General features: G+C 60.7%; 24 protein-coding genes. 4 read left to right on the top strand and 20 right to left on the bottom strand.

The features are described from left to right. Positions 1-134: 134 nt before the first annotated feature. The 4 genes from WHX55_RS06435 to WHX55_RS06420 all read right to left on the bottom strand — a co-directional run bounded on the left by WHX55_RS06435 (position 135) and on the right by WHX55_RS06420 (position 4,914). Positions 135-1,466 (bottom strand): MFS transporter, encoded by a 1,332-nt coding sequence (locus WHX55_RS06435; protein WP_150756267.1) that lies wholly within the window; start codon positions 1,464-1,466, stop codon positions 135-137. 186 nt (positions 1,467-1,652) lie between these two features. Next, entirely contained in the window at positions 1,653-2,579 is a 927-nt protein-coding gene (locus WHX55_RS06430) for a hydroxymethylglutaryl-CoA lyase (protein WP_353742257.1), read from the bottom strand. Continuing rightward, complete coding sequence (locus tag WHX55_RS06425) at positions 2,576-3,769, bottom strand: CaiB/BaiF CoA-transferase family protein (protein ID WP_353742256.1); 1,194 nt, start codon at positions 3,767-3,769, stop codon at positions 2,576-2,578. Before WHX55_RS06425 ends, WHX55_RS06430 begins: the two co-directional genes overlap by 4 nt. Before the next feature lie 236 nt (positions 3,770-4,005). Further along, entirely contained in the window at positions 4,006-4,914 is a 909-nt protein-coding gene (locus WHX55_RS06420; RefSeq protein WP_353742255.1) for a LysR family transcriptional regulator, read from the bottom strand. Between the two features lie 131 nt (positions 4,915-5,045). On the opposite strand from WHX55_RS06420, the gene WHX55_RS06415 reads away from it, so the two are divergent. Beyond that, positions 5,046-6,065: a DUF4917 family protein gene (locus WHX55_RS06415; RefSeq protein WP_353742254.1), complete on the top strand. Its 1,020-nt coding sequence runs from the start codon at positions 5,046-5,048 to the stop codon at positions 6,063-6,065. Between the two features lie 131 nt (positions 6,066-6,196). On the opposite strand, the gene WHX55_RS06410 is transcribed toward WHX55_RS06415, so the two are convergent. From WHX55_RS06410 to WHX55_RS06400, 3 genes are all read right to left on the bottom strand, one after another. Then, the gene (locus tag WHX55_RS06410) at positions 6,197-6,541 is read right to left on the bottom strand and encodes a YegP family protein (protein ID WP_353742253.1); all 345 of its coding nucleotides are present in this window, start codon (positions 6,539-6,541) and stop codon (positions 6,197-6,199) included. A 178-nt stretch (positions 6,542-6,719) separates the two neighbouring features. Then, the gene (locus tag WHX55_RS06405) at positions 6,720-7,025 is read right to left on the bottom strand and encodes a ribbon-helix-helix domain-containing protein (RefSeq protein WP_008051823.1); all 306 of its coding nucleotides are present in this window, start codon (positions 7,023-7,025) and stop codon (positions 6,720-6,722) included. Positions 7,026-7,039: 14 nt separating this feature from the next. Continuing rightward, complete coding sequence (locus tag WHX55_RS06400) at positions 7,040-7,621, bottom strand: DJ-1/PfpI family protein (protein ID WP_150754114.1); 582 nt, start codon at positions 7,619-7,621, stop codon at positions 7,040-7,042. A gap of 270 nt (positions 7,622-7,891) precedes the next feature. Here WHX55_RS06400 and WHX55_RS06395 point away from each other — a divergent pair, with 270 nt between their 5' ends. Further along, entirely contained in the window at positions 7,892-8,809 is a 918-nt protein-coding gene (locus WHX55_RS06395; RefSeq protein ID WP_353742252.1) for a DMT family transporter, read from the top strand. A gap of 49 nt (positions 8,810-8,858) precedes the next feature. Here WHX55_RS06395 and WHX55_RS06390 read toward each other — a convergent pair whose 3' ends face one another. The 3 genes from WHX55_RS06390 to WHX55_RS06380 all read right to left on the bottom strand — a co-directional run bounded on the left by WHX55_RS06390 (position 8,859) and on the right by WHX55_RS06380 (position 10,852). Beyond that, positions 8,859-10,076 (bottom strand): SAM-dependent methyltransferase, encoded by a 1,218-nt coding sequence (locus tag WHX55_RS06390; RefSeq protein ID WP_353742251.1) that lies wholly within the window; start codon positions 10,074-10,076, stop codon positions 8,859-8,861. Positions 10,077-10,208: 132 nt separating this feature from the next. Next, positions 10,209-10,571, bottom strand: coding sequence for a hypothetical protein (locus WHX55_RS06385; protein ID WP_150727574.1), 363 nt, complete (start codon positions 10,569-10,571; stop codon positions 10,209-10,211). Positions 10,572-10,573: 2 nt separating this feature from the next. Beyond that, positions 10,574-10,852, bottom strand: a complete 279-nt coding sequence (locus tag WHX55_RS06380; RefSeq protein WP_150727575.1) for an ogr/Delta-like zinc finger family protein — start codon at positions 10,850-10,852, stop codon at positions 10,574-10,576. A 301-nt stretch (positions 10,853-11,153) separates the two neighbouring features. On the opposite strand from WHX55_RS06380, the gene WHX55_RS06375 reads away from it, so the two are divergent. After that, positions 11,154-11,579: a helix-turn-helix domain-containing protein gene (locus WHX55_RS06375; protein ID WP_353742250.1), complete on the top strand. Its 426-nt coding sequence runs from the start codon at positions 11,154-11,156 to the stop codon at positions 11,577-11,579. A gap of 114 nt (positions 11,580-11,693) precedes the next feature. On the opposite strand, the gene WHX55_RS06370 is transcribed toward WHX55_RS06375, so the two are convergent. From WHX55_RS06370 to WHX55_RS06350, 5 genes are all read right to left on the bottom strand, one after another. Next, positions 11,694-12,050: a putative holin gene (locus WHX55_RS06370; protein ID WP_150727576.1), complete on the bottom strand. Its 357-nt coding sequence runs from the start codon at positions 12,048-12,050 to the stop codon at positions 11,694-11,696. Continuing rightward, a complete protein-coding gene (locus WHX55_RS06365; protein WP_150727577.1) occupies positions 12,037-12,339 on the bottom strand; it encodes a helix-turn-helix domain-containing protein in 303 nt (100 codons plus the stop codon). Before WHX55_RS06365 ends, WHX55_RS06370 begins: the two co-directional genes overlap by 14 nt. Positions 12,340-12,470: 131 nt before the next feature. Beyond that, positions 12,471-13,088: a TPM domain-containing protein gene (locus WHX55_RS06360; RefSeq protein ID WP_150727578.1), complete on the bottom strand. Its 618-nt coding sequence runs from the start codon at positions 13,086-13,088 to the stop codon at positions 12,471-12,473. A 28-nt stretch (positions 13,089-13,116) separates the two neighbouring features. Continuing rightward, complete coding sequence (locus tag WHX55_RS06355) at positions 13,117-13,872, bottom strand: TPM domain-containing protein (RefSeq protein ID WP_353742249.1); 756 nt, start codon at positions 13,870-13,872, stop codon at positions 13,117-13,119. 37 nt (positions 13,873-13,909) lie between these two features. Further along, positions 13,910-14,515, bottom strand: coding sequence for a LemA family protein (locus WHX55_RS06350; protein WP_150754120.1), 606 nt, complete (start codon positions 14,513-14,515; stop codon positions 13,910-13,912). Between the two features lie 263 nt (positions 14,516-14,778). Here WHX55_RS06350 and bglX point away from each other — a divergent pair, with 263 nt between their 5' ends. Next, a complete protein-coding gene (gene bglX / locus WHX55_RS06345; RefSeq protein WP_353742248.1) occupies positions 14,779-17,070 on the top strand; it encodes a beta-glucosidase BglX in 2,292 nt (763 codons plus the stop codon). A 141-nt stretch (positions 17,071-17,211) separates the two neighbouring features. On the opposite strand, the gene WHX55_RS06340 is transcribed toward bglX, so the two are convergent. The 5 genes from WHX55_RS06340 to WHX55_RS06320 all read right to left on the bottom strand — a co-directional run bounded on the left by WHX55_RS06340 (position 17,212) and on the right by WHX55_RS06320 (position 21,671). Next, positions 17,212-18,369: a phosphatidylserine/phosphatidylglycerophosphate/cardiolipin synthase family protein gene (locus WHX55_RS06340; RefSeq protein ID WP_150757351.1), complete on the bottom strand. Its 1,158-nt coding sequence runs from the start codon at positions 18,367-18,369 to the stop codon at positions 17,212-17,214. A 1-nt stretch (position 18,370) separates the two neighbouring features. Further along, entirely contained in the window at positions 18,371-18,961 is a 591-nt protein-coding gene (locus WHX55_RS06335; protein WP_150727583.1) for a YceI family protein, read from the bottom strand. 252 nt (positions 18,962-19,213) lie between these two features. Then, positions 19,214-19,537 carry an amidase gene (locus WHX55_RS06330; protein ID WP_353742247.1) on the bottom strand — a complete coding sequence of 108 codons (324 nt, stop codon included), beginning with the start codon at positions 19,535-19,537 and terminating at the stop codon, positions 19,214-19,216. Then, positions 19,534-20,628, bottom strand: a complete 1,095-nt coding sequence (locus WHX55_RS06325) for a serine hydrolase (RefSeq protein WP_353742246.1) — start codon at positions 20,626-20,628, stop codon at positions 19,534-19,536. The genes WHX55_RS06330 and WHX55_RS06325 overlap by 4 nt, the downstream gene beginning before the upstream one ends. A gap of 155 nt (positions 20,629-20,783) precedes the next feature. Further along, on the bottom strand, positions 20,784-21,671 hold the full coding sequence (locus WHX55_RS06320; RefSeq protein ID WP_150757348.1) for an acyl-CoA dehydrogenase family protein: 888 nt from the start codon (positions 21,669-21,671) through the stop codon (positions 20,784-20,786). Positions 21,672-21,786 lie beyond the last annotated feature (115 nt).

Raw genomic sequence — 21,786 nt, 5'->3', positions numbered from 1 at the left:
AACCGACAGTCAGATGTCGGCTGTCGGTCAGTCATCGCGAGCAGGCTCGCTCCCACATTGGATCTGTGATCGACACAAATTCCCCTGTGGGAGCGAGCCTGCTCGCGAAAGCGATTTATCTGACACCGCAGCAATCAAGCCTTGTCCAAAGTCCGCAACTTCTGCGGCAACCCCCACAGCAACAGCGCCACCGCAATCAGCGCACACACACCAATGACATACAGCGCCGGTGTGGTGCTGCCGGTCAGGTCCTTGATCCGGCCGACCATCACCGGGCTGACGATGCCGCCGAACTGGCCCAGGGTGTTGATCACCGCGATCCCACCGGCAGCGCCCGCGCCAGCACCGGCCAGCAGTTTCGGCGGCAGGGTCCAGAAGCTCGGGATGGAGGCGATGATCCCGGCACCGAGCAGGCCCAACGCGACAATCAGGAAGGTCGTGTGGTTGGCGAAGATCCCCGCGCAAAAGAACCCTACCGCACCAACCGCCACCAGACCGGCGACAAACTTGCGTCGCTCGCCAGTAGCATCGGACAGGCGTCCGATCACCACCATGCTGATGGCACCGCAGATATAAGGGATGGCTGTCAGCAAGCCGATCATCACCGGACTCTCGGTCCCTGCGCTGCGGATCAGTTGCGGCGCCCAGAAATTCAAGCCGTAGGACGCCACCTGAATCAGGAAATAGATCAGGCCCAAGGTCAGGAAGCCCGGAATCCGCAGCGCGGCGAGCAGCGAGCCACCGCTCTTGTGCGGCTCATGCTGGGCGATGCGGCTGGCCAGCAGGGTCTTCTCCGAGGACGTCAGCCAATGGGCGTCTTCGATGCGGTCCTTGAGCAAAGTCAGCACCAGCAAACCGAGGCCGATGCACGGCACGCCACCGAGCAGGAACAGCCAGTGCCAGCCACGCATTTGCAGCACACCGTCGAGGTGTTGCAGCACCAGGCCCGAGAACGGCGCGCCCACCAGGCCGGCGAACGCCGACGCCAGGAACAGCATCGAGGTGATGCGCCCGCGATAGTGCTGCGGGAACCACAGGGTCAGGTAATACAGCACGCCCGGGGCAAAACCCGCCTCCATCGCACCGATCACGAAGCGCAGCACATAGAACTGCCATTCGCTGTTGACGAACACCATGGCCGCCGTGGCCAGGCCCCAGGACATCATGATCCGGGCGATCCAGCGCCGGGCGCCGACCTTGTACAGCATCATGTTACTCGGCACTTCGAAAATCACATAGCCGACCACGAACAACCCGGCACCGAGGCCGTAAGCGGTGTCGCTCAGGCTCAGGTCGGCCTGCAGTTGAAACTTGGCGAAGCTGATGTTGATGCGGTCGAAAAAGGCGAACAGGTAGCAGACCATGATCAGCGGCATCAGACGCCAGGCGACTTTGCTGACCAGGGCTTTTTCTTCGTCGTGGCTAACGGCCGGGCTCGCGCCGGCCTCCAGTGCATTAAGGCTCATTGCGTTTCTCCAGGCGGACTTCCCGTGGGTGTCCGATTGTTTTTGTTGTCTGGTTGAGTAGCTCAGCGGTAGTGCTTTTACTGTGGGAGCGAGCTTGCTCGCGATGACTGAGTCACATCCAACATTGATGTTGACTGACCCACCGCTATCGCGAGCAAGCTCGCTCCCACAGGGTTCCGTGTTTGGTCAGGAAGGTACGGGATGCAGATCGCAATTGCGTCCAGCCTTGGCCAGTTGCCCCGGTACTTCATGGCCGAGCAGCTCCGGCAGTCCTCGGGACAGTTTCAGTAGCAGCGGCAAATCGATGCCGGTATGAATGCCGACTTCATCGCACAGGTTCACCAGATCCTCGGTGCAGATGTTTCCCGAGGCCCCCGGTGCAAACGGGCAACCACCGAGCCCGCCGAGTGCGGCGTCGAAGCGGCGGGCACCGGCCTCGTAAGCGGCCAGTACGTTGCATAAACCAAGGCCACGGGTGTTGTGAAAATGCAGGGTCAGGTCCGCTGGCGACACCCGCTGCAACACCCGCCGCACCAGCCGGTCGACCTGACGCGGATTGGCCATGCCCGTGGTGTCGGCCAGGGTGATGCCCTGGATGCCGAGTTCCTGATAGGCCTCGACGATTTGCACCACGCGGTCCTCATCGATCTTGCCTTCGAACGGGCAGCCGAAGGTGGTGGCGATGCTGGCGTTGAGTTGCACGGGACTGTCGCCAACGAACTGCACAATCTCGCCGAACGCGGCCAATGAATCTTCACAGCGCATGCGCATGTTCGCCAGGTTGTGGGTCTGGCTGGCGGACATCACCAGGTTCAGCTCATCGGCACGGCATGCCAGCGCCCGTTGCGCGCCTTTGAGGTTGGGGATCAACGCGACGTAGATCACCCCCGGTTGCCGGGTGATGCCCTTGAACACCAGCTCGCCATCGCGCAGTGCCGGAATGGCCTTGGGCGACACGAACGAACCGGCTTCGATGCGGCTGAATCCGGCCTGCGACAATTGATCGATCAGAGCAATCTTGTCGTGGGTTTCAACCCAGGTCGGCTCGATTTGCAAACCGTCGCGCGGGGACACTTCCTGCACGATCAGGCTGTCGGAATAATCGCTGATCATTGCACCACTCCTTCGACTTTCAGGCGTTCGATGTCCATCGCGGTCAGGCCCAGTTGCGCGAGGATGCCGTCGGTGTGCTGCCCCAAACCGGGGCCGGACCAGTTCACGCCGCCGGGGGTTTCCGAGAGTTTCGGCACGATGCCCGGCATCTTCACCGTGGCACCACCGGGCAGCTCGGCACTGAGCAGCATGTCCCGCGCCTGATAGTGCGGATCGGCGACGATGTCGGCCACCGAGTAGATGCGCCCGGCCGGGACTTCGGCGGCTTCCAGGGCGATCAGTACCTCGTCGATGGGCAGGCTGCTGGTCCAGTGGGTGATGGCGGCGTCGAGCAGATTACTCTTGGCTGCACGCCCGTCGTTGTGGGCGAACTCAGGAGCCTCCGTCAGATCGGCGCGGCCGATGGTTTGCATCAGACGCTTGTAGATCGGATCGCTGTTGCCGGCAATCACCACGTAGGCGCCGTCGGCGGTCAGGTAAGTGTTGGACGGCGCGATGCCCGGCAAGGCGCCACCGCTGCGTTCACGCACATGACCAAGCATGTCGTATTCCGGCACCAGGCTTTCCATGACGTTGAACACGCTTTCGGCCAGGGACACATCAACGATTTGCCCGCCGCCCTGCCCGGTCTTGACTCTTAGCAGCGACATCAGCGCGCCGATCACCGCGTGCAGCGACGCCAGGGAATCGCCGAGGCTCACGCCGACCCGCGCCGGTGGCGAACCGGGGGTGCCGGTGGTGTAGCGAATCCCGCCCATGGCTTCGCCTATGGCACCGAAACCCGGGCGATCACGGTACGGACCGGTCTGGCCGTAACCGGAAATCCGCACCAGCGTCAGGTTGGGATTGAGCGCGTGCAACACGTCCCAACCCAGGCCGAGTTTCTCCAGGGCGCCGGGGCGCAGATTCTCGATCAGCACATCGGCGCTGGTCGCCAGTTGCTTGACCAGTTCGATGCCTTCCGGGGATTTGAGGTTCAGCGCCAGGGACTTCTTGTTGCGCGATTGCAGGTACCACCACAGCGAGGTGCCTTCGTGCAGCTTGCGCCATTTGCGCAGGGGATCGCCCTGGCCCATGGCTTCGATCTTGATCACCTCGGCGCCGAACTCGGCCAGCATGCGCGCCGCAAACGGCGCGGCGATCAGCGTGCCGATCTCGATCACTTTGATCGCACTCAAGGGGGCAGTCATCGCGGGGTACCTCTTGTTCTTGGAATATGTGCCAAGGCTAGAGGACAGGGGGCTCGGGAATCCAACCTTCAGTTGGCAACGGGCGTTCGCGAAATGCGAACGCTCTGGAAGCTTGTTGCGACCTCAGGTCAGTCATCGCGAGCAAGCTCGCTCCCACAGGGATCTTCAGCGCACCACAGAGCCATTGTGGGAGCGAGCTTGCTCGCGATGAGGCCGGCCCAATCAACACAACAAGATCAGGTACCCCCTCGCAAATGCTCAAACAACATCCGGCTCACCGGCGACAATAACGCCTCATCGCGCACCACCAGAATCAACGCCCGATCCGACCACTCGTCCGTCAACGGCACCGCGTGCAACCCCAGCGCCCGGCCAAACAGTTCATAGGCGCGCTGCGGAAGGATGCCAATCCCCATGTTGGCCTGGACCATGCGGCACATGGCATCGAACCCTGGCACATGAATGCGCACCCGCAACACCTTGCCGGCCTCACGGGCTGCGGCGTGGGTACGCATGTTGATCGAACTGGCCGCATGCAACCCAACGTAATCACTGCCCAGCGTATCGGCGAACGCCACGCTCGACCGGCTCGCCAATGGATGGTGCGGCGGCATCAACACCACCAGTTTGTCCTGGCGATACAGCACGCTGTGCAGGCCCTTGATGTCACTGTCGATGGAACAGATCCCGAGGTCGGCCACCCCGTCGAGCACGCCCTGAATCACCCCGGCGCTGGGGCGTTCTTCGAGGTCGGTCTTGACCTGTGGGTGACGCTCGGAAAAATCCCGCAGGTCCTCGGGCAAAAACTGAATGATCGCCGACAGGTTGGCGAGCATCCGCACATAGCCGCGCACACCGTGGCTGTGCTCGCCCAGTTCAAGCCCCATTTTCTCGACGTTGAACAACATCTGCCGGGCATGGTGCAGCAGGGTTTCACCGGCCGGCGTCAGGGACATGCCCTTGGCCTGGCGCACGAACAGGCTGATGCCCAGCGCCTCCTCCAGCTCCATCAAGCGCTTGCTCGCCGCCGAGACTGCAATCGCTTCGCGCGAGGCGGCACGGGTCAGTGTGCCTTCTTCATGCACGGCGACGAACAGTTGCAGGGTGATCAGGTCGAGACGGCGGATCAGGCTTTTTTGCAGCATCGGGTACTCGGCGAAGTCGGCTCAGGCGAAACCGCAGCATAGCGTTCTTCGCCCGCGTCGTGCCGTGGTCCGGGCACCGGTCGTGATAAAGTCGCCGCCCACAGACCTTTTGCCGTGAGACGAAGACCGCAATGACCGATTTCCAGGATGTCGATGCTCAACTTGAAGACTGGAACGCCTTGCGCAGCACCACTTCGTTCAGTGGTTTGCTGGTGGGCAACGGCGCCAGTCGCGCGGTGTGGGACGATTTCGGCTACGAGTCGCTGTTCGAAAACGCCCGCACCGTTGAAGAAAAACCCCTGAGCCCGTCCGAGCTGAGTGTGTTCGATGCGATGCAGACCCGCAGTTTCGAGCAGGTACTGAGCGCCTTGAAAACCACCAGCCGGGTCAACAAGGCCCTGGCGGTCAGCTCCGCCGCCCCGCGCAATCGCTACTACGCGATCAAGGAAGCGCTGATCAACACCGTGCATGCGGTGCATATCCCGTGGCGGCTGGTGGTGCCCTCGACACTGGTTACCATCAATCAGGAACTGGCCAGTTACCGCACGGTGTTCACCACCAATTACGACTTGCTCAACTACTGGGCGGTGCAACACCAGCCTGAGGCGATCACCGATCTGTTTCAGGGCGCCGAGCCCGGTTTCGACCTGAGCGACACGGCCACCGATAAAACCCGTTTGCTGTACCTGCACGGCGGTCTGCATCTGGTGCGCAACCAGGACGGTACGGCGCGCAAGCTGATGTCGACCGAGGGCACGTTGCTGGGCAGTTTCGCCATCAACAACACGATCAAGACCCTCGACGACGTGCCGCTGTTCGTCAACGAAGGGCCGAGTGCGGACAAGCTCAAGACCATTCGCAGTTCGGACTACCTGTCGTTCTGCTACGAGCAACTACTCGGTCACGGCCAGGCGCTGTGCATCTTCGGCCATGCGTTGGGGGAGCAGGACAGCCACATCATCCACGCCTTGCGCCTGGCGAAACCGCAGGTGCTGGCGATCTCGATTTACCCGCGCAGCAAGGCCTTCATCCAGCATCAGAAGCGGCATTACGCGAAGGTGTTTGAGGGGACGGGGGTTGAGTTGCGGTTTTTTGACTCCAAGAGCCATGCGTTGGGTGGCACGAAGTTATCTGTTCCAGTCGAAGTTTAGTACTGGCCGATCTGACGCTTTCGCGAGCAAGCCCGCTCCCACAGGTGACCGAGTTCCTTCAGATAAAATGCGGTCGAATGTGGGAGCGAGCTTGCTCCCACAGGGATTTGTGTTGGCTTTGAAAGCTGTACTCAAAGCACCGGCAACGTCTTGTCCTTGACCACCTTGGACGAGCCGTTGGCCTTCACGCTGGCAATGCCTTTCTCCATGGCGGCATCAGAGGAATAGGCCTCGCTGCTGCCGATGATCTCGTGGTTGCCTGCCTTGAGGTTGAAATACGGGTGGCCATCCTTGGTGGTTTTCTTCTCGTAACGCTCATCCAGCGGGCTGTTGGCCTGGACCGAGGCGATGCCTTTGTCGGCGGCGGCGTGGGTGGTGTACAGCTCGCTGGTCAGAATGGTCTCGGCGTTGGCCGCCTTGAGGACAAACCTGAACTGGCCATTGCTGCTTTTGCTCACTTCATACCATCCGGACATGCTCTTTCTCCTTGGCGATTGAGAGGTTGTGCGCTTCACAGTAAAGACCAGCCTGGTGTTTCTGTCGCCTGTACCGGCCCCATCGCGGGCAAGCCCGCTCCCACAGGTTCAGCGTAATCCCTGTGGGAGCGGGCTTGCTCCGGGCGGCGTTCCGACGAACGGGTAGACGCAGTTTTGACTACTTCACCACTGCCCGCACCACCGACAATTCCGGCGCCGACGTCCGCCGCTGGCTCAGGTACCGCGTACAACTCACCCGCAGAAACGACGCGAAATTGACCACCTCGCCGCGATAGTCCATCACCTCTTCATACAGCTTGGCGATCAACTGATTGGTGGTCATGCCATCGACCTCGGCGATTTCGCTGAGGATGTCCCAGAATTGATTCTCCAGCCGCAGGGTGGTGACCACCCCGCAGATGCGCAGCGAGCGGGAGCGCGATTCGTAGAGAATCGGGTCGGCTTTGACGTACAGCTCGCACATGGACCTATCCCTCGTTACAGCGTGATTTTGGTGCCCAGCAACTCCAGGAAACCGGCCAGCCAGTTCGGGTGCGCAGGCCAGGCCGGCGCCGTGGCCAGATTGCCCTGGACATGGCCGTCCGTCACCGGAATATCGATATACGTACCGCCCGCCAGTCGCACTTCCGGAGCACAGGCCGGATAGGCGCTGCATTCACGACCTTCGAGAACACCCGCGGCCGCCAGCAACTGCGCACCATGGCACACGGCAGCGATCGGCTTGCCGGCCTTGTCGAATGCGCGCACCAGTTCCAGGACTTTTTCGTTCAGGCGCAGGTACTCCGGCGCACGGCCGCCCGGAATCAGCACGGCGTCATAATCGGCTGCGTCGACCTTGGCGAAATCGAAGTTCAGGGCAAACAGGTGACCGGGTTTTTCACTGTAGGTCTGGTCGCCCTCGAAGTCATGGATCGCCGTGCGCACGGTCTGGCCGGCGGCTTTGTCCGGGCAAACGGCGTGTACCGTGTGGCCGACCATCTGCAGCGCCTGGAACGGCACCATCACTTCATAGTCTTCGACGTAATCACCAACCAGCATCAGAATTTTTTTCGCAGCCATGGGGAGGACTCCTCTGGAAGTGGGCTTGCAGGAGTATTCAAGGTAGTCCCATTGCGCAGGTGTGGGTAATAACCAGCTACTACCGTGTAATCGTTCTTCGCGAGCAGGCTCGCTCCCACAAGGACGACACAATCCCTGTGGGAGCGAGCCTGCTCGCGAAGAGGCCCGCAAACTGTACGGATAAGTCTGTGCCTAGCTGTAACAGCGGACAACCCACGGTTTATGGCTATATGAAGCCCTACCCCATTTCCCAATATTCCGGTTGCCATCATGTCCTCGCGCGAAAACACCGGCATGGCCCTGGGCCTGCTCGGCGTTGTGATTTTCAGCCTCACCCTGCCCTTCACGCGGATCGTCGTGCAGGAACTCCACCCGCTGCTCAACGGCCTGGGCCGGGCATTGTTTGCGGCGGTTCCGGCGGCGTTGCTGTTGCTGTGGCGCCGGGAAAAATGGCCAACCTGGAAACAGGTAAAAGGCCTGACGCTGGTGATGGCCGGGGTGATCCTCGGTTTCCCGGTATTGTCGGCCTGGGCCATGCAAACCTTGCCGGCGTCCCACGGTGCGCTGGTCAACGGTTTACAGCCGCTGTGCGTGGCGCTGTACGCCGCGTGGTTGTCCCATGAACGGCCTTCGAAAGCCTTCTGGGCCTGCGCCGCATTGGGCAGTGCGTTGGTGCTCGGTTATGCACTGATCAGCGGTGCCGGCAGTATCCAGGCCGGTGACTTGCTGATGCTCGGCGCCATTGCAGTGGGCGGATTGGGCTACGCCGAGGGAGGCCGACTGGCCAGGGAGATGGGCGGCTGGCAGGTGATCTGCTGGGCGCTGGTGCTGTCGACGCCGCTGCTGATCGGCCCGGTGGTGTATCTGGCGCTGCAGCATCAGGGCGAGATTTCCGCCAAGACCTGGTGGGCCTTCGGTTATGTCTCGCTATTTTCACAGTTCATCGGCTTCTTCGCCTGGTACGCCGGGCTGGCCATGGGCGGCATTGCCCGGGTCAGTCAGATCCAGTTGCTGCAGATCTTCTTCACCATCGCCTTCTCGGCGCTGTTCTTCGGTGAACATGTGGAGCCGATTACCTGGCTGTTTGCGGGCGGGGTGATCGTGACGGTGATGCTGGGACGCAAGACAGCGATCAAACCAAGTGTGGGAGCGAGCCTGCTCGCGAAGGGGTCGTCACATCCAACATAGGTGTTGAATGTCGGTCCGCAATCGCGAGCAAGCTCGCTCCCACAGAGGGTCAGCTCAAATAACCGTCAGCGCGCAGCAACGTTTCCAGGCAATGCTCGCTGATGCGATAGAAATCCTTCAGCTCCTGAATCTTCGCCAGCAACTGGGCCGGGTCCACCGGCTCGGCGCGTTTGACCGCCAGGATCATCTTGTTCTTGTTGGTGTGGTCCAGTGAGATGAACTCGAACACCTTGGTCTCATAGCCACAGGCTTCGAGGAATAACGCGCGCAAACTGTCGGTGACCATCTCCGCCTGCTGGCCCAGGTGCAAGCCGTATTGCAGCATCGGCTTGAGCAGTGCCGGGCTCTGGATTTGCAGGCGGATCTGTTTGTGGCAGCACGGCGAGCACATGATGATCGCCGCGCCGGAACGGATGCCGGTGTGGATCGCATAGTCGGTGGCGATGTCGCAGGCATGCAGGGCGATCATCACGTCCAGCTCGCTCGGCGCCACGCTGCGCACGTCACCGCACTTGAACACCAGGCCGGGGTGTTCAAGCCTGGCAGCCGCGGTGTTGCACAGGGTGACCATGTCTTCACGCAGTTCGACACCGGTCACTTCGCCTTCGGCCTTCAAGGTGTTGCGCAGGTAATCGTGGATGGCGAAGGTCAGGTAGCCCTTGCCCGAACCGAAGTCCGCCACACGCACCGGTTTGTCCAGCGCCAGGGGTGACGACGTCAGCGCATGGCTGAACACTTCGATGAACTTGTTGATCTGCTTCCACTTGCGCGACATCGCCGGGATCAGTTCATGCTGCTTGTTGGTCACACCCAGGTCGGCGAGAAACGGCCGGCTCAGGTCAAGAAAACGGTTTTTCTCACGGTTATGCTCGGCCGATGGCACTTCGCGCAATTGCTGAGGTTGGCTCTTGAACAGTGATGACTTGCCCTTTTTGCTGTATTCGAGCTGGGCTTCGTCAGTCAACGACAACAAATGCGCATTTTTGAACGACGCCGGCAGCAGCCCGGCAATACTCGCCACGCCGTCGGCCAGCGGCAGGTTCTTGGTGATATCGCGGGTCTTGTAGCGGTAGACAAAAGACAGGCAAGGCTGCGCCTTGACCGTCACCGGTTTGATGATGATTCGCTGCAGGTCCGTTTCATCGCCCACGTACTTGGCCAGCACCAGTTTGATGAACGCATTGTGCTCGAGGCTGGTTTGCAGCAGGTCGATGAACTGAGCGTGATGATCCGGCGCGAGGCTGGCGGGAGTGGCGGTGACGGACATGGAAAAACGGCCTCAGGCGATGCAAATCGGAGAATGCCGGTATTTTAAGGGGGACGAGGACTTTGGGCACGGGGTTATTTTGCGGCAGGTCCCAGTCATGCAGCCCAGGACCTCAATACAAGCGTTGAAACCTCAGGGTTCCACCAGGCGAAGCCTGCGGTTATTCGGTGAGTTAATGATGTGTTTGACGATCAGCCCCACTGGCACTGCCCAGGTCAGGCCATTGGCAGGGTCAGTCACCACGGCGACCGTTTCGGAACTGGCATCGATGTCCAGGCGCCGCCGGTCGTTGCACGACTTGAGTACGCCATAGGCACGGCTGACCAGCCTTTCCGCCAGGTGCATCGGCACATCCATATTCTGCAGATGCTTCACCGCTCGACAAAACAGGATCTGATCATCGATCCCCCCTTCACTTTCATGACGCCCCAGAAACGCCTGGGCTATCGCCAATAGCTCCTCATTCAGACCTGCATTTTCATCGGTAATCTTCATGCTCACGTCTCCTGCGGCACTTCTGTCGTGGCAGGACTGACTGCAACGGGCCGGGCGGCACGACGCAAATCGGGCCCGGCACAAGGCAAGCGCACGGCCGGATTGGGCATGCCACTGGGCGAAAGTTCATGGGTCATTTCAAATTCGGCACGAACGGACCAGCCGCAAGCTTCCGACGTGCATTGCAGATACGCCACCCGCAGGAAAATATGCCGGCCTTCGCTGGTGCGGATGCGCATCCTGCTCAAGCAGTGCGGGCACACCATTTTATAAGTACTCATGCTCGATTCCCGACGGTCATTGGGTGGCAATCAACCTGATCAAACGCAATACTGCTTGAGGCGTTCATCGTGGCGCTGCGGACTTGCGAACAGAGTCTGCCAGACATAAGGAAGTGCATCGGGCAGATGCGTAATGGGTTCGAGCCATGCTCGTAGGAAATCACCCTGATACCATTAAGAAGTTTCGACATCGTATTCTTCTGACTCATCTTTGATGATTGATTACTTATTATGAAAAAAAATACTCATTACGCACAAATTAGGCACTCAAAAAGCATATGTCAAAAGGAAGAGGCTCAAATTGCGTAGCAAAAAATCACAAGCCGTTTTGGCTCGACTAAAGCAAGTTACTGGCACAAAAACCGATGCTTCTTTATCTTCCGCGCTACAGATCAGCCCGCAGACACTTAGTAGCTGGAAAGGCCGCGATAGCACGCCATACTCATTATGCGTAGAAATCGCACAAGCGCGGGGAATCTCCCTTGACTGGTTGCTGCTGGGTGAAGGGCCGGTCCTGAGACAAACAGTTACTGATTCTTCGGAGGCTGATCAGGCAAGCACAACACGGGAAGACACCATTCTCGCGCTCTGGCGGTTGCTCGACGAAGCTGATCGCTGCGCCATACAAAACGCACTCGAGGAAAAGCAACGACTGCGTGATATGGAACTCAGACTTTCCGAAATGGCCTCTATTCTTGCAACACTTAAAACCTCAACTGAAACTTGATGACATATGTCATCAGAAGTTTCATTGCTTCAAGACGTGCCACGGGCAACAGGTATAAATGCGCTGATAACACGCCAGCCTGTACCCACACCAGGGCAAGCCTTTGACGAACCATCATTTTCGCCCTCTCAGGTGTCGAATGATTTCGCCGATACCGGCGCTATCGATCCATTGCATGAGCTTGATGCTGATAGGAATAACGACCAGTGCGCAAAGAAAGGCTGTCACGCCTCCTGTCAGAAAAGGCGCCAGCGGATGTGCGACAGGTGTAAAGAGGTAACCGACTCCTGCAGACAGCAACCAGGAACCAATGCGCTGCCAGGCCTTGAAGTCAGTGCGAGTGGTCGTGACCAGCCACGCTCCGAGCATTGCACCGAACAGTGCCTCGCCATCAACGACTGGCAGCGTTGCAATCCCCATTCCCAACATGAGCCCACTGATACCGTTGTAGGTCGAATCAGTCAGGCTCATGCGCACCTCGCGCAACGACCGAGTCCACGATGATCGCTCCCGACTCGATGGCCTTGAGCAAGGCGGAACTGCGCGAACTGACAGCGAACTTTCGGCGAATATTGGCGAAGTGAAAATTGACGGTAGATTCCGCGCAATTCTCGATCCTGGCGATTTCCCAGGAAGTCTTGCCCTTGAAACACCACATCAGGATTTGAGTTTCTTTCGCCGTCAGCTTCGCCGTTGGCGTACTTCCCTCTCCGTCAGGAACTACCCGTGCCAAAGAGTCATTCGATTGTTGGGTTGACATAAGAATCCCTCTTCGCGGGAACGCCCGTCGCTGGGCGTCCACTGATTAGAGAGAAATACTGATGGCAAGGCCGAACCCGGACAATTAACGGGAGTTGTAGCGACGCGCGCTACATAACGCGATGAAAAGTCTTAGCCGAGCACCACCAACCGGTTCGGCAATTCATTGCGCACATGGGTCACCGGCACATGCACCTTGAGCAGCTCGCCACAGGCTTCGACGCAGCTGACAAACCCTTGCAGCGTCTGCCCCTGCTTTACCTGCTGAGTGAACGTGGCGACGATCGCGTCCCAGTTCTTGTTGTCCAGGCGACTGGAAATCCCTTCATCCACCAGGATCTCCACGTAACGCTCAGCTTCGGAAACGAAAATCAGCACGCCGGTGCTGCCCTCGGTGTGGTGCAGGTTCTGCTCCAGAAACTGCCGGCGCGCCAGGTTCGAGGCACGCCAGTGGCGCACCGAGCGCGGGATCAGATGGGTGGTGACTTTCGGCAGACGGAACACCAGGCACAGCACGATGAAGATGGCCCATTGCACCAGCAGCAGGCTGTGCAGGGTCAGCCAACCTGTGAAGTAATGCACGATGCCCGGTACCAGCAGCGCCAGCAGACTGGCCCACAGCAACGGGATGTACGCATAGTCGTCGGCGCGGGCCGCGAGTACGGTCACCAGTTCTGCGTCGGTCTCGCGCTCGACCCGGGCAATGGCCTCGGCCACTTTGCGTTGTTCGTGTTCAGTCAGTAATGCCATGTCGTGAAGTGCCTGCTCGTTTTTATTATCACCAGCCGCCGGACGAACCGCCCCCGCCGAAACTGCCCCCGCCGCCGCTGAAGCCTCCCCCTCCACCGCCGCCGCCAAACCCACCACCGCCAAAGCCGCCCCCGGATCCACCGGAGCCGCCCCGGCCGGAGGGAAGGATACCGAGCATCTGGGACACAAAAACAGTCAGGATGAACAACATCACCAAAAACACGAACAAACCGGGATGTCGCGCGATGAAATCGTCCCCCGGATCACCTCTGGATTCATACGCCGTGGAGGGTTCGTCCAAGGGATTGCCGCCCAGCACCACCAGCATTGCTGCCACGCCGTCACTGATGCCTTTACTGAAATTGCCGGTCTTGAACGCCGGGGTGATGACCTGGTTGATGATCACCGAACTCTGGGCATCGGTCAGGCGATCCTCCAGGCCGTAACCGACTTCGATACGCAACCGGCGCTCGTCCCGGGCGATGATCAGCAAGGCGCCGTTGTTCTTGTCCTTCTGCCCGATGCCCCAGTGGCGGCCGAGTTGGTAACCGAAGTCGGCGATGTCGGTGCCTTGCAAATCCGGCAAAGTCACGACCACAAGCTGCTCGCCGGTGGCTTGCTCATGGGCCTGAAGTTGTTGGGTGAGCTGCTGGCGCACCGATGGCTCGATCATCTGCGCGTTGTCGACCACCCGCCCGGTCAGCGCCGGGAAGCTCAGCTCGGCCTGGGCCGTGATCGCCACCACCCACAACAACAGCAGCAGGCCTGTTTTCAGGACGCGCATTGGCAACCTCTTGCGTGGTGACGCCGATGACCGCTGTTCAGAATTTGACCTCTGGGGCCTTTTCCGACCCCGGTGTGGCTTCGAAGGTCTCGCGCACCGGCAGGTCGCTGTACATCACGGTGTGCCACAGGCGACCGGGGAACGTGCGGATCTCGGTGTTGTACTTCTGCACCGCGAGGATGAAATCGCGCCGGGCCACGCTGATGCGGTTCTCGGTGCCTTCCAGTTGCGACTGCAAGGCGAGAAAGTTCTGGTTGGCCTTCAGGTCCGGATACCGCTCGGAGACCACCATCAATCGGCTCAAGGCGCCGCTGAGCTGGTCCTGGGCCTGTTGGTACTGCTTGAGCTTTTCCGGGTTGTCGAGGGTCGAGGCATCCACCTGGATCGACGTGGCCTTGGCCCGGGCCTCGATGACGGCGGTCAGGGTTTCCTTCTCGTGGGCCGCATAGCCCTTGACGGTTTCCACCAGGTTGGGAATCAGGTCGGCGCGCCGCTGATACTGGTTCTGCACCTGGCCCCAGGCGGCCTTGGCCTGTTCATCGAGGGTGGGGATGTTGTTGATGCCGCAGGCGGTCAGCAACGTAGCCAGCACCAGCAGCGTGGCGACCTGCAGGCGCGAACGGTAGGTTGGACTTACATTCATCAGGCTGACGCTCCCTTGTACATTTCATGAAAAAACCGACCGTGAAACCTACTGAGCCGGCTCTTGGGGCATAATCGCCCGCGCCTCTGGATTGCAACGGGCCGATGGGCTAAAAAGAGGCCCTGCGCGAAAACGCATCCGCCATCTGGCTGTGGTTTTTCGGCTCTGGTCTTTTGAGCCGGCACCCGAACAACAATAGACGCTCCCTAAATTTTGGCTGGCCGGCGTGTGCATCGCCGTTTGGGCCCTTGAGAAAACTATTCATGAAGAAGCTGTGTTTGCTGGGCCTGTTCGTCAGCCTGGCCAGTCATAACGTATTGGCCGCCACGACGCCCGCACCCCTGGAGAACAAGGAAGCCTTCGTCAGCAACCTGATGAAGCAAATGACCCTCGATGAGAAAATCGGCCAGCTGCGCCTGATCAGCATCGGCCCGGAAATGCCGCGCGAAATGATCCGCAAGGAAATCGCGGCAGGCAACATCGGCGGTACGTTCAACTCGATCACCCGCCCGGAAAACCGCCCGATGCAGGACGCGGCCATGCGCAGCCGCCTGAAGATCCCGATGTTCTTCGCCTACGACGTGATCCACGGCCACCGCACCATTTTCCCGATCCCGCTGGCCCTGGCCTCGAGCTGGGACATGGACGCCATCGGCCTGTCCGGGCGCATTGCCGCCAAGGAAGCCGCGGCTGACAGCCTCGACATCACCTTCGCGCCGATGGTCGACATCTCCCGCGACCCGCGCTGGGGCCGCACCTCCGAAGGCTTCGGCGAAGACACCTACCTGGTGTCGCGCATTGCCGGCGTGATGGTCAAGGCGTTCCAGGGCACGGGGGCGAACGCAGCCGACAGCATCATGGCCAGCGTCAAGCACTTCGCCCTGTACGGCGCGGTCGAAGGTGGCCGCGACTACAACGTGGTCGACATGAGCCCGATCAAGATGTACCAGGACTACCTGCCACCGTACCGCGCCGCCATCGATGCCGGCGCTGGCGGGGTCATGGTCGCGCTGAACTCGATCAACGGCGTGCCGGCCACCGCCAACACCTGGCTGATGAACGACCTGCTGCGCAAGGAGTGGGGCTTCAAGGGCCTGGCGGTCAGCGACCACGGGGCGATTTTCGAGTTGATCAAGCACGGCGTCGCCGCCGACGGTCGCGAAGCGGCGAAGCTGGCGATCAAGGCCGGTATCCACATGAGCATGAACGACACCCTGTACGGCAAAGAGCTGCCAGGGCTGCTGAAGGCCGGCGAGATCCAGCAGAGCGACATCGACAACGCCGTGCGTGCGGTACTGGGCGCCAAGTACGACATGGGTCTGTTCAAGGACCCGTACCTGCGCATCGGCAAGGCCGAGGATGATCCGGTCGACACCTACGCCGACAGCCGCCTGCACCGTGCCGAGGCCCGTGATGTGGCGCGTCGCAGCATGGTGCTGCTGAAAAACCGCAACGAAACCCTGCCACTGAAGAAAACCGCGAAAATCGCCCTGGTCGGGCCGCTGGCCAAGGCACCCATCGACATGATGGGCAGCTGGGCGGCCGCCGGTAAGCCGGCACAATCTGTGACCCTGTTCGATGGCATGACCAACGCCCTGGGTGACAAATCGACTCTGATCTACGCCCGTGGCGCCAACATCACCAGCGACAAGAACATCCTCGGCTACCTGAACTTCCTCAACTTCGACGCCCCGGAAGTGGTGGATGACCCGCGTCCGGCGAATGTGCTGATCGACGAAGCGGTGAAAGCGGCCAAGGATGCTGATGTGGTCGTTGCCGCCGTCGGCGAATCCCGTGGCATGTCCCACGAATCGTCGAGCCGCACCGACTTGAACATCCCGGAAAACCAGCGCGAGCTGATCCGTGCCCTGAAAGCCACCGGCAAACCGCTGGTACTGGTGTTGATGAACGGCCGTCCACTGACGATCCTCGAAGAGAAGGAACAGGCTGACGCGATCCTGGAAACCTGGTTCACCGGCACCGAGGGCGGCAACGCCATCGCCGACGTGCTGTTCGGCGACTACAACCCGTCGGGCAAACTGCCGATCAGCATCCCGCGCTCGGTAGGCCAGATTCCGACCTACTACAACCACCTGACCATTGGCCGGCCGTTCACTCCGGGCAAGCCGGGCAACTACACCTCGCAGTACTTCGATGACACTACAGGTCCCCTGTACCCGTTCGGCTATGGCCTGAGCTACACCGAGTTCAGCCTGAGCGACATGGCCCTGTCGTCGACCACACTGAACAAGACCGGCAAGCTCGACGCCAGCGTCACGGTGAAAAACACCGGCAAGCGCGACGGCGAAACCGTGGTGCAGTTGTACATCCAGGACGTGGCAGGCTCGATGATCCGCCCGATCAAGGAACTGAAGAACTTCCAGAAAGTAATGGTCAAGGCTGGCGAGCAGAAAGCCGTGCACTTCACCATCACTGAGGACGACCTGAAGTTCTACAACACCCAGCTCAAGTACGCGGCGGAGCCGGGCAAGTTCAACGTGCAGATCGGCCTGGATTCAGAGGACGTGACGCAGCAGAGTTTTGAGTTGCTGTAATCCCGTTACACCGCAGTAACCCTGTGGGAGCGAGCCTGCTCGCGAAGACGGTGTGCCAGTCAACGATGACGTCGACTGGCAGACCGCATTCGCGAGCAGGCTCGCTCCCACAGTGGTTTCAGGGTGTTTGAAAGTTTGCGTTCAACCCCGTCGATCCAGCAGATTCACCACCAGCCGATCCACCCATCCCCACACTCGCTGTTTGACCCGCCGCCACAGTGGCCGACGCTTCCATTCTTCCAGACTGACTTGCTCACTCAACCCGAAGTCCCGTTCGAAACTCGCGGCTACCGCTCGGGTCAATCCGGGGTCCAGTGCTTCCAGGTTGGCTTCCAGGTTGAAGCGCAGGTTCCAGTGATCGAAGTTGCACGAGCCGATGCTCACCCAGTCATCGATCAGGACCATTTTCAGGTGCAGGAAACACGGCTGGTATTCGTAAATCGTCACCCCGGCCCTGAGCAGTCGCGGGTAGTAGCGATGGCCGGCATAGCGCACGGATGGGTGATCGGTACGGGGGCCGGTCAGCAGCAACCGCACATCGACGCCCCGGGCAGCCGCCCGGCGCAGGGAGCGACGGACTTTCCAGGTCGGCAAAAAGTACGGCGTGGCCAGCCAGATCCGTCGCTGACCGCTGTTCAGGGCTCGCACCAGCGACTGCAGAATGTCCCGGTGTTGACGGGCGTCGGCATACGCTACCCGCCCCATGCCCTCGCCTATCGACGGCACCCGTGGCAGGCGCGGCAAACCGAAATGCGAGGCCGATCGCCAGGCACGTCGATGGCGGTTGGCAATCCACTGACGATCGAACAGCAGTTGCCAGTCGAGCACCAGTGGGCCGGTGATTTCCACCATCACTTCGTGCCATTCGCTGACGTCTTCGCCCGGTGTCCAGAACTCATCAGTGACACCGGTGCCGCCGACCACGGCCAGGCTCTGGTCCACCAGTAACAGCTTGCGGTGATCGCGGTAGAAGTTGCCGACCCAGCGCCGCCAGCTCAGCCGGTTGTAGAAACGCAGTTCCACCCCGGCAGCCATCAGCCGCTGGCGCAAGGTCAGGGTAAAAGCGAGGCTGCCGTAATCATCGAACAGGCAGCGTACCCGCACACCGCGCTCGGCGGCCTGCACCAAGGCCTGAACCATGGCTTCGGCGCAAGCGCCCGCCTCCACCAGGTACAGCTCCAGTTCGACCTGTTCTTCAGCCCGGGCAATCGCCACCAGCATGCGCGGGAAAAACTGCGGACCATCGACCAGCAGTTCGAAGTGGTTGCCTTCACGCCATGGAAAAATCGCTCCGGCCATGTCAGCGTGCCGTGAAAATCAGCACCGCACTCACCGGTACTGAAAGACTGATCGCCGACAAACCGGCCAGTTTGCGCAACGAATCCAGGCCGGGAGCCAAATCGAAATCTTCGGCGTTGATCACCAGCGGTTCGAGGGTCACCACCTGAAAGCGTCGATCATCGAGACGGGTCGCCAGCAGTTCGGCGTGGTACTCGTGTTGCTTGCCGTGCAGGTCGACAGTCAGCGGCAGGCGCAACTCCAGCTGTGCGCCGGGAGCGAGGTCGTTGATCGGGCGCAGATCGATTTTCGTGGTGATCAAGGCGTCGGGAAACCGGTCGATCTGGAACAGTTCCTTGCGCATGCGCTCATCGCGCAACGGGATGCCGCTGTTGATCGACTCCAGTTCGACTTCGACCTGCGCCAGCCCCTCGGGGTCGACCTTGCCGTGCAACACCAGAAAGCGCTGCACTTCAGAGACATTGGCATTCTTGGTGCTGACGAACGACAGGCGTGAGGATTCGCCATCCAGGTACCAATCGGCGCGGGCCGACAACGCGGCGCCGGCCAGCAGCAGGAACGTGAGGGTTTGGAAGGTGGAGCGCTTGAACATAGAGACTCGTGGGGCAGATAAACCTGTGCTGAACCTTAACTGGCCTTCAGCGCATTGCAAGCCGTCTATTACTCCAAACCTGCCTTTGTGGCGAGGGAGCTTGCTCCCGTTCGGCTGCGAAGCAGACGCAAAGCCAGCCTCCCCGGTGTATCGGACTTACTTGGTTGCAGCTTTCAGCACTGCTTCGCAGCGCAACGGGGGCAAGCCCCCTCGCCACAAAAGCCTTGTCCTCACCCACGAATCTATTCGTGTTCAAGGCTGCAAGCGACAGCCCTGGTGCTCGCCGATCCACACCGCGCTGTTGCTGCGCCCCATGCCACTGACCGTGACGCGCTTGCCGGCCGGGTCATCGATAAAGCCGCTGGCGGGCAGCCACTGTTTCACATAACCCTGGCAGTACTCGGCGTCGTTGTTCATCACGTAGCGGCACGAACAGTATTCCTTGGCGGTGTAGGCGCTGATGATGTCGGGGAACGCCAACAGCGCCACCCGCTCGTGCCAGACCCAGCCGAGCAAGGCGATCAGCAGGATCAGCAACAGGGAACTGACTGGTCGACGGCGAATGAAACTGCTCATGGCTGCACCTTCCCGGCAAAGGCCTTGAGCGCAAACTGGAGCAACTCGTTGTGCCGGTAACTGCCGTCGCGGTCATCGCCATAGCGCACGATCACCAGTTGTTCACTGGGGATCACGTACATCGCCTGGCCCCAATGGCCCAACGCGGCGAAGGTATCGGCGGGGGCATCGGGCCAGGGTCGTGCGGCGCCCTCTACGGCTCGATTGAGCCACCACTGACCGCCGGGGACGGCATCGTCTTGATCGGCGTGATAGTGAGCGAACGGCTCGCGGTTGAACGCCACCCAGTCCTTGGGCAGCAGTTGCTTGTCTGCCCAGCGACCCTCGCGGGCCATCAACAGACCGACCCGGGCCAGATCCCGTGCGGTGAGGTAGGCATAGGACGAAGCAACGAAAGTGCCCGTGGCATCGGTTTCCCAAACGGCATGGCGAATGCCCAGCGGTTCGAAAAGTGCAGTCCACGGATAGTCGGGATAGCGGCTGGGACCGACGATGGTTTTTAATGCGGCGGACAACAGGTTGCTGTCACCGCTGGAGTAGCGAAATGCCTGGCCGGGCGCTGCGTACTCCGCATGGGCCGCGGTGAACGCGGCCATGTCGTGGTGACCGCGGGTGTAGAGCATGACCACCACCGAAGACTTCAGCGGTGCGTATTCATAGTCCTCTTGCCAATCCAGGCCCGAGGCCCAGTGCAGTAGGTCGGCCATGGTCATGTCGGGGTATTTTTGCAGGGGCGGATAAAACTTCGCCACAGGGTCGCCGAGTTTGAACAGCCCTTCGCCGTAGGCCACACCGAGGACCGTAGCCATCAGGCTCTTGCTGATCGACCAGGTCAGGTGCGGCGTCTCGGCCGTCGTCGGACCGGCGTAGCGTTCGTAGATCAACTGGCCGTCGCGGATCACCAACAAGGCATCGGTGCGGATGCCCTGACGAGTAGTGTCATCGCGGGATGGAAAGGCGTAGGCCTCCAAGGCTTGAAGCGCTGGGCCAGCGGGCGTCGGGGCGGTCGACCATTGCTCGGCGGGCCAGTTTTCGGCCCGGGCCGTGAGGCTGAGCAACAGCAGGAAAATCAGGGACAAGCCTTTGGGCATGGCGGGGGCTCGGAGATTGAACCTGCTGAGCCTAGTCGAGGTTGATGACAGTTCCTGGATTTGTGTTGCTGTTGAGGCCGTCTTCGCGAGCAGGCTCGCTCCCACAGGGGAATGCATTTCAAATGTGGGAGCGAGCCTGCTCGCGAAGGGGCCAGTCAATCCAGCGAAGATCCGGAAAGTGCCTTGGCCAACCTCTTCCCCCGAGCCCCCGCCGCCAACTCCATCACCGCCTGATCCCGCTGCCACATCGTCGCCCACTCTGGAGGCCCTCCAGCCAGCGCCTCATTCACCTCAGCCTTGAGCCCATCGAACTGTGCAAACAACCCGCCAAGCAACACATGCCCGGCCGGATGGGTCGGTGGCTGGCGGCTGGTTTCCGCGCACCCCGCCAATACCCCCAGCAACCGAAGTTGCAAGCCTTGCGGCCAATCGCATTCCTGACCGACGCCATACAACCACGCCGTCATGGCGCTCAGCACATAAATGTCTTCCAGCGTGCGGAACGGTTTGACATACGCATCCCAACCATCCCCCGCCAGCAATTCGCACAGCGCGTTATCCAGAAACAAACGGCCATGGCTGATGTCCGGCATCAACGGGATCGGCGCCAGTTTTTCCACCCGCACACCCGGCTCATCGCGATAGATCACCGCCAGGCTCAAGCGTGGATCGGCGCCGGGATCCTCGCTGCGCGCCGCCACCAGCAGCCAGTCGGCGGCATGACCGGCGGTGACGAAATCCTTGCGTCCGCTCAGGCGCAAACCGCTCAGTCGGGTTTGCATGTCGGCCGGGCGCAGGCTGCGCTGTTCGGTGGCACACAGCGCGCCCAGGCTCAGTGGCGCGCTCGGCCAGAGCATGCGCAAGGCCGCCTGATACCCCACCAGGAACGCCAGCCCCGGCGTCGCCATCAACCGCCCGCCAAGCACCGCCAATTCAAACGGCGCGACCGTGCCCAACTGCTGCAACAAAGTCGCGAAACCTTCGGCCAGATCCGGGTTGGCGGGCAAGCGATCACGGCGGTTCAACAGGGTTTGCCAGGGCATAAGAGGCTCCTCGAGGGCTGTCATATAAGCATCACCAAAGCTTAATGGCGATGACACCGGGGCTACATAGCCTGACTTTGCACAACACGGCTAGACAAAGAAAGTCGATTCGCTG

Origin of the sequence: Pseudomonas fluorescens, assembly GCF_040448305.1 — a bacterium.
GTDB classification, from domain to species: domain Bacteria; phylum Pseudomonadota; class Gammaproteobacteria; order Pseudomonadales; family Pseudomonadaceae; genus Aquipseudomonas; species Aquipseudomonas fluorescens_BH.
This window is presented reverse-complemented; position numbering and strand designations above follow the sequence as displayed.

Coding starts and splice junctions, on each gene's coding strand:
- WHX55_RS06435 (WP_150756267.1), bottom strand. CDS start 1,466: ATGAGCCTTAATGCACTGGAGGCCGGCGCGAGCCCGGCCGTTAGCCAC.
- WHX55_RS06430 (WP_353742257.1), bottom strand. CDS start 2,579: ATGATCAGCGATTATTCCGACAGCCTGATCGTGCAGGAAGTGTCCCCG.
- WHX55_RS06425 (WP_353742256.1), bottom strand. CDS start 3,769: ATGACTGCCCCCTTGAGTGCGATCAAAGTGATCGAGATCGGCACGCTG.
- WHX55_RS06420 (WP_353742255.1), bottom strand. CDS start 4,914: ATGCTGCAAAAAAGCCTGATCCGCCGTCTCGACCTGATCACCCTGCAA.
- WHX55_RS06415 (WP_353742254.1), top strand. CDS start 5,046: ATGACCGATTTCCAGGATGTCGATGCTCAACTTGAAGACTGGAACGCC.
- WHX55_RS06410 (WP_353742253.1), bottom strand. CDS start 6,541: ATGTCCGGATGGTATGAAGTGAGCAAAAGCAGCAATGGCCAGTTCAGG.
- WHX55_RS06405 (WP_008051823.1), bottom strand. CDS start 7,025: ATGTGCGAGCTGTACGTCAAAGCCGACCCGATTCTCTACGAATCGCGC.
- WHX55_RS06400 (WP_150754114.1), bottom strand. CDS start 7,621: ATGGCTGCGAAAAAAATTCTGATGCTGGTTGGTGATTACGTCGAAGAC.
- WHX55_RS06395 (WP_353742252.1), top strand. CDS start 7,892: ATGTCCTCGCGCGAAAACACCGGCATGGCCCTGGGCCTGCTCGGCGTT.
- WHX55_RS06390 (WP_353742251.1), bottom strand. CDS start 10,076: ATGTCCGTCACCGCCACTCCCGCCAGCCTCGCGCCGGATCATCACGCT.
- WHX55_RS06385 (WP_150727574.1), bottom strand. CDS start 10,571: ATGAAGATTACCGATGAAAATGCAGGTCTGAATGAGGAGCTATTGGCG.
- WHX55_RS06380 (WP_150727575.1), bottom strand. CDS start 10,852: ATGAGTACTTATAAAATGGTGTGCCCGCACTGCTTGAGCAGGATGCGC.
- WHX55_RS06370 (WP_150727576.1), bottom strand. CDS start 12,050: ATGAGCCTGACTGATTCGACCTACAACGGTATCAGTGGGCTCATGTTG.
- WHX55_RS06365 (WP_150727577.1), bottom strand. CDS start 12,339: ATGTCAACCCAACAATCGAATGACTCTTTGGCACGGGTAGTTCCTGAC.
- WHX55_RS06360 (WP_150727578.1), bottom strand. CDS start 13,088: ATGGCATTACTGACTGAACACGAACAACGCAAAGTGGCCGAGGCCATT.
- WHX55_RS06355 (WP_353742249.1), bottom strand. CDS start 13,872: ATGCGCGTCCTGAAAACAGGCCTGCTGCTGTTGTTGTGGGTGGTGGCG.
- WHX55_RS06350 (WP_150754120.1), bottom strand. CDS start 14,515: ATGAATGTAAGTCCAACCTACCGTTCGCGCCTGCAGGTCGCCACGCTG.
- bglX (WP_353742248.1), top strand. CDS start 14,779: ATGAAGAAGCTGTGTTTGCTGGGCCTGTTCGTCAGCCTGGCCAGTCAT.
- WHX55_RS06340 (WP_150757351.1), bottom strand. CDS start 18,369: ATGGCCGGAGCGATTTTTCCATGGCGTGAAGGCAACCACTTCGAACTG.
- WHX55_RS06335 (WP_150727583.1), bottom strand. CDS start 18,961: ATGTTCAAGCGCTCCACCTTCCAAACCCTCACGTTCCTGCTGCTGGCC.
- WHX55_RS06330 (WP_353742247.1), bottom strand. CDS start 19,537: ATGAGCAGTTTCATTCGCCGTCGACCAGTCAGTTCCCTGTTGCTGATC.
- WHX55_RS06325 (WP_353742246.1), bottom strand. CDS start 20,628: ATGCCCAAAGGCTTGTCCCTGATTTTCCTGCTGTTGCTCAGCCTCACG.
- WHX55_RS06320 (WP_150757348.1), bottom strand. CDS start 21,671: ATGCCCTGGCAAACCCTGTTGAACCGCCGTGATCGCTTGCCCGCCAAC.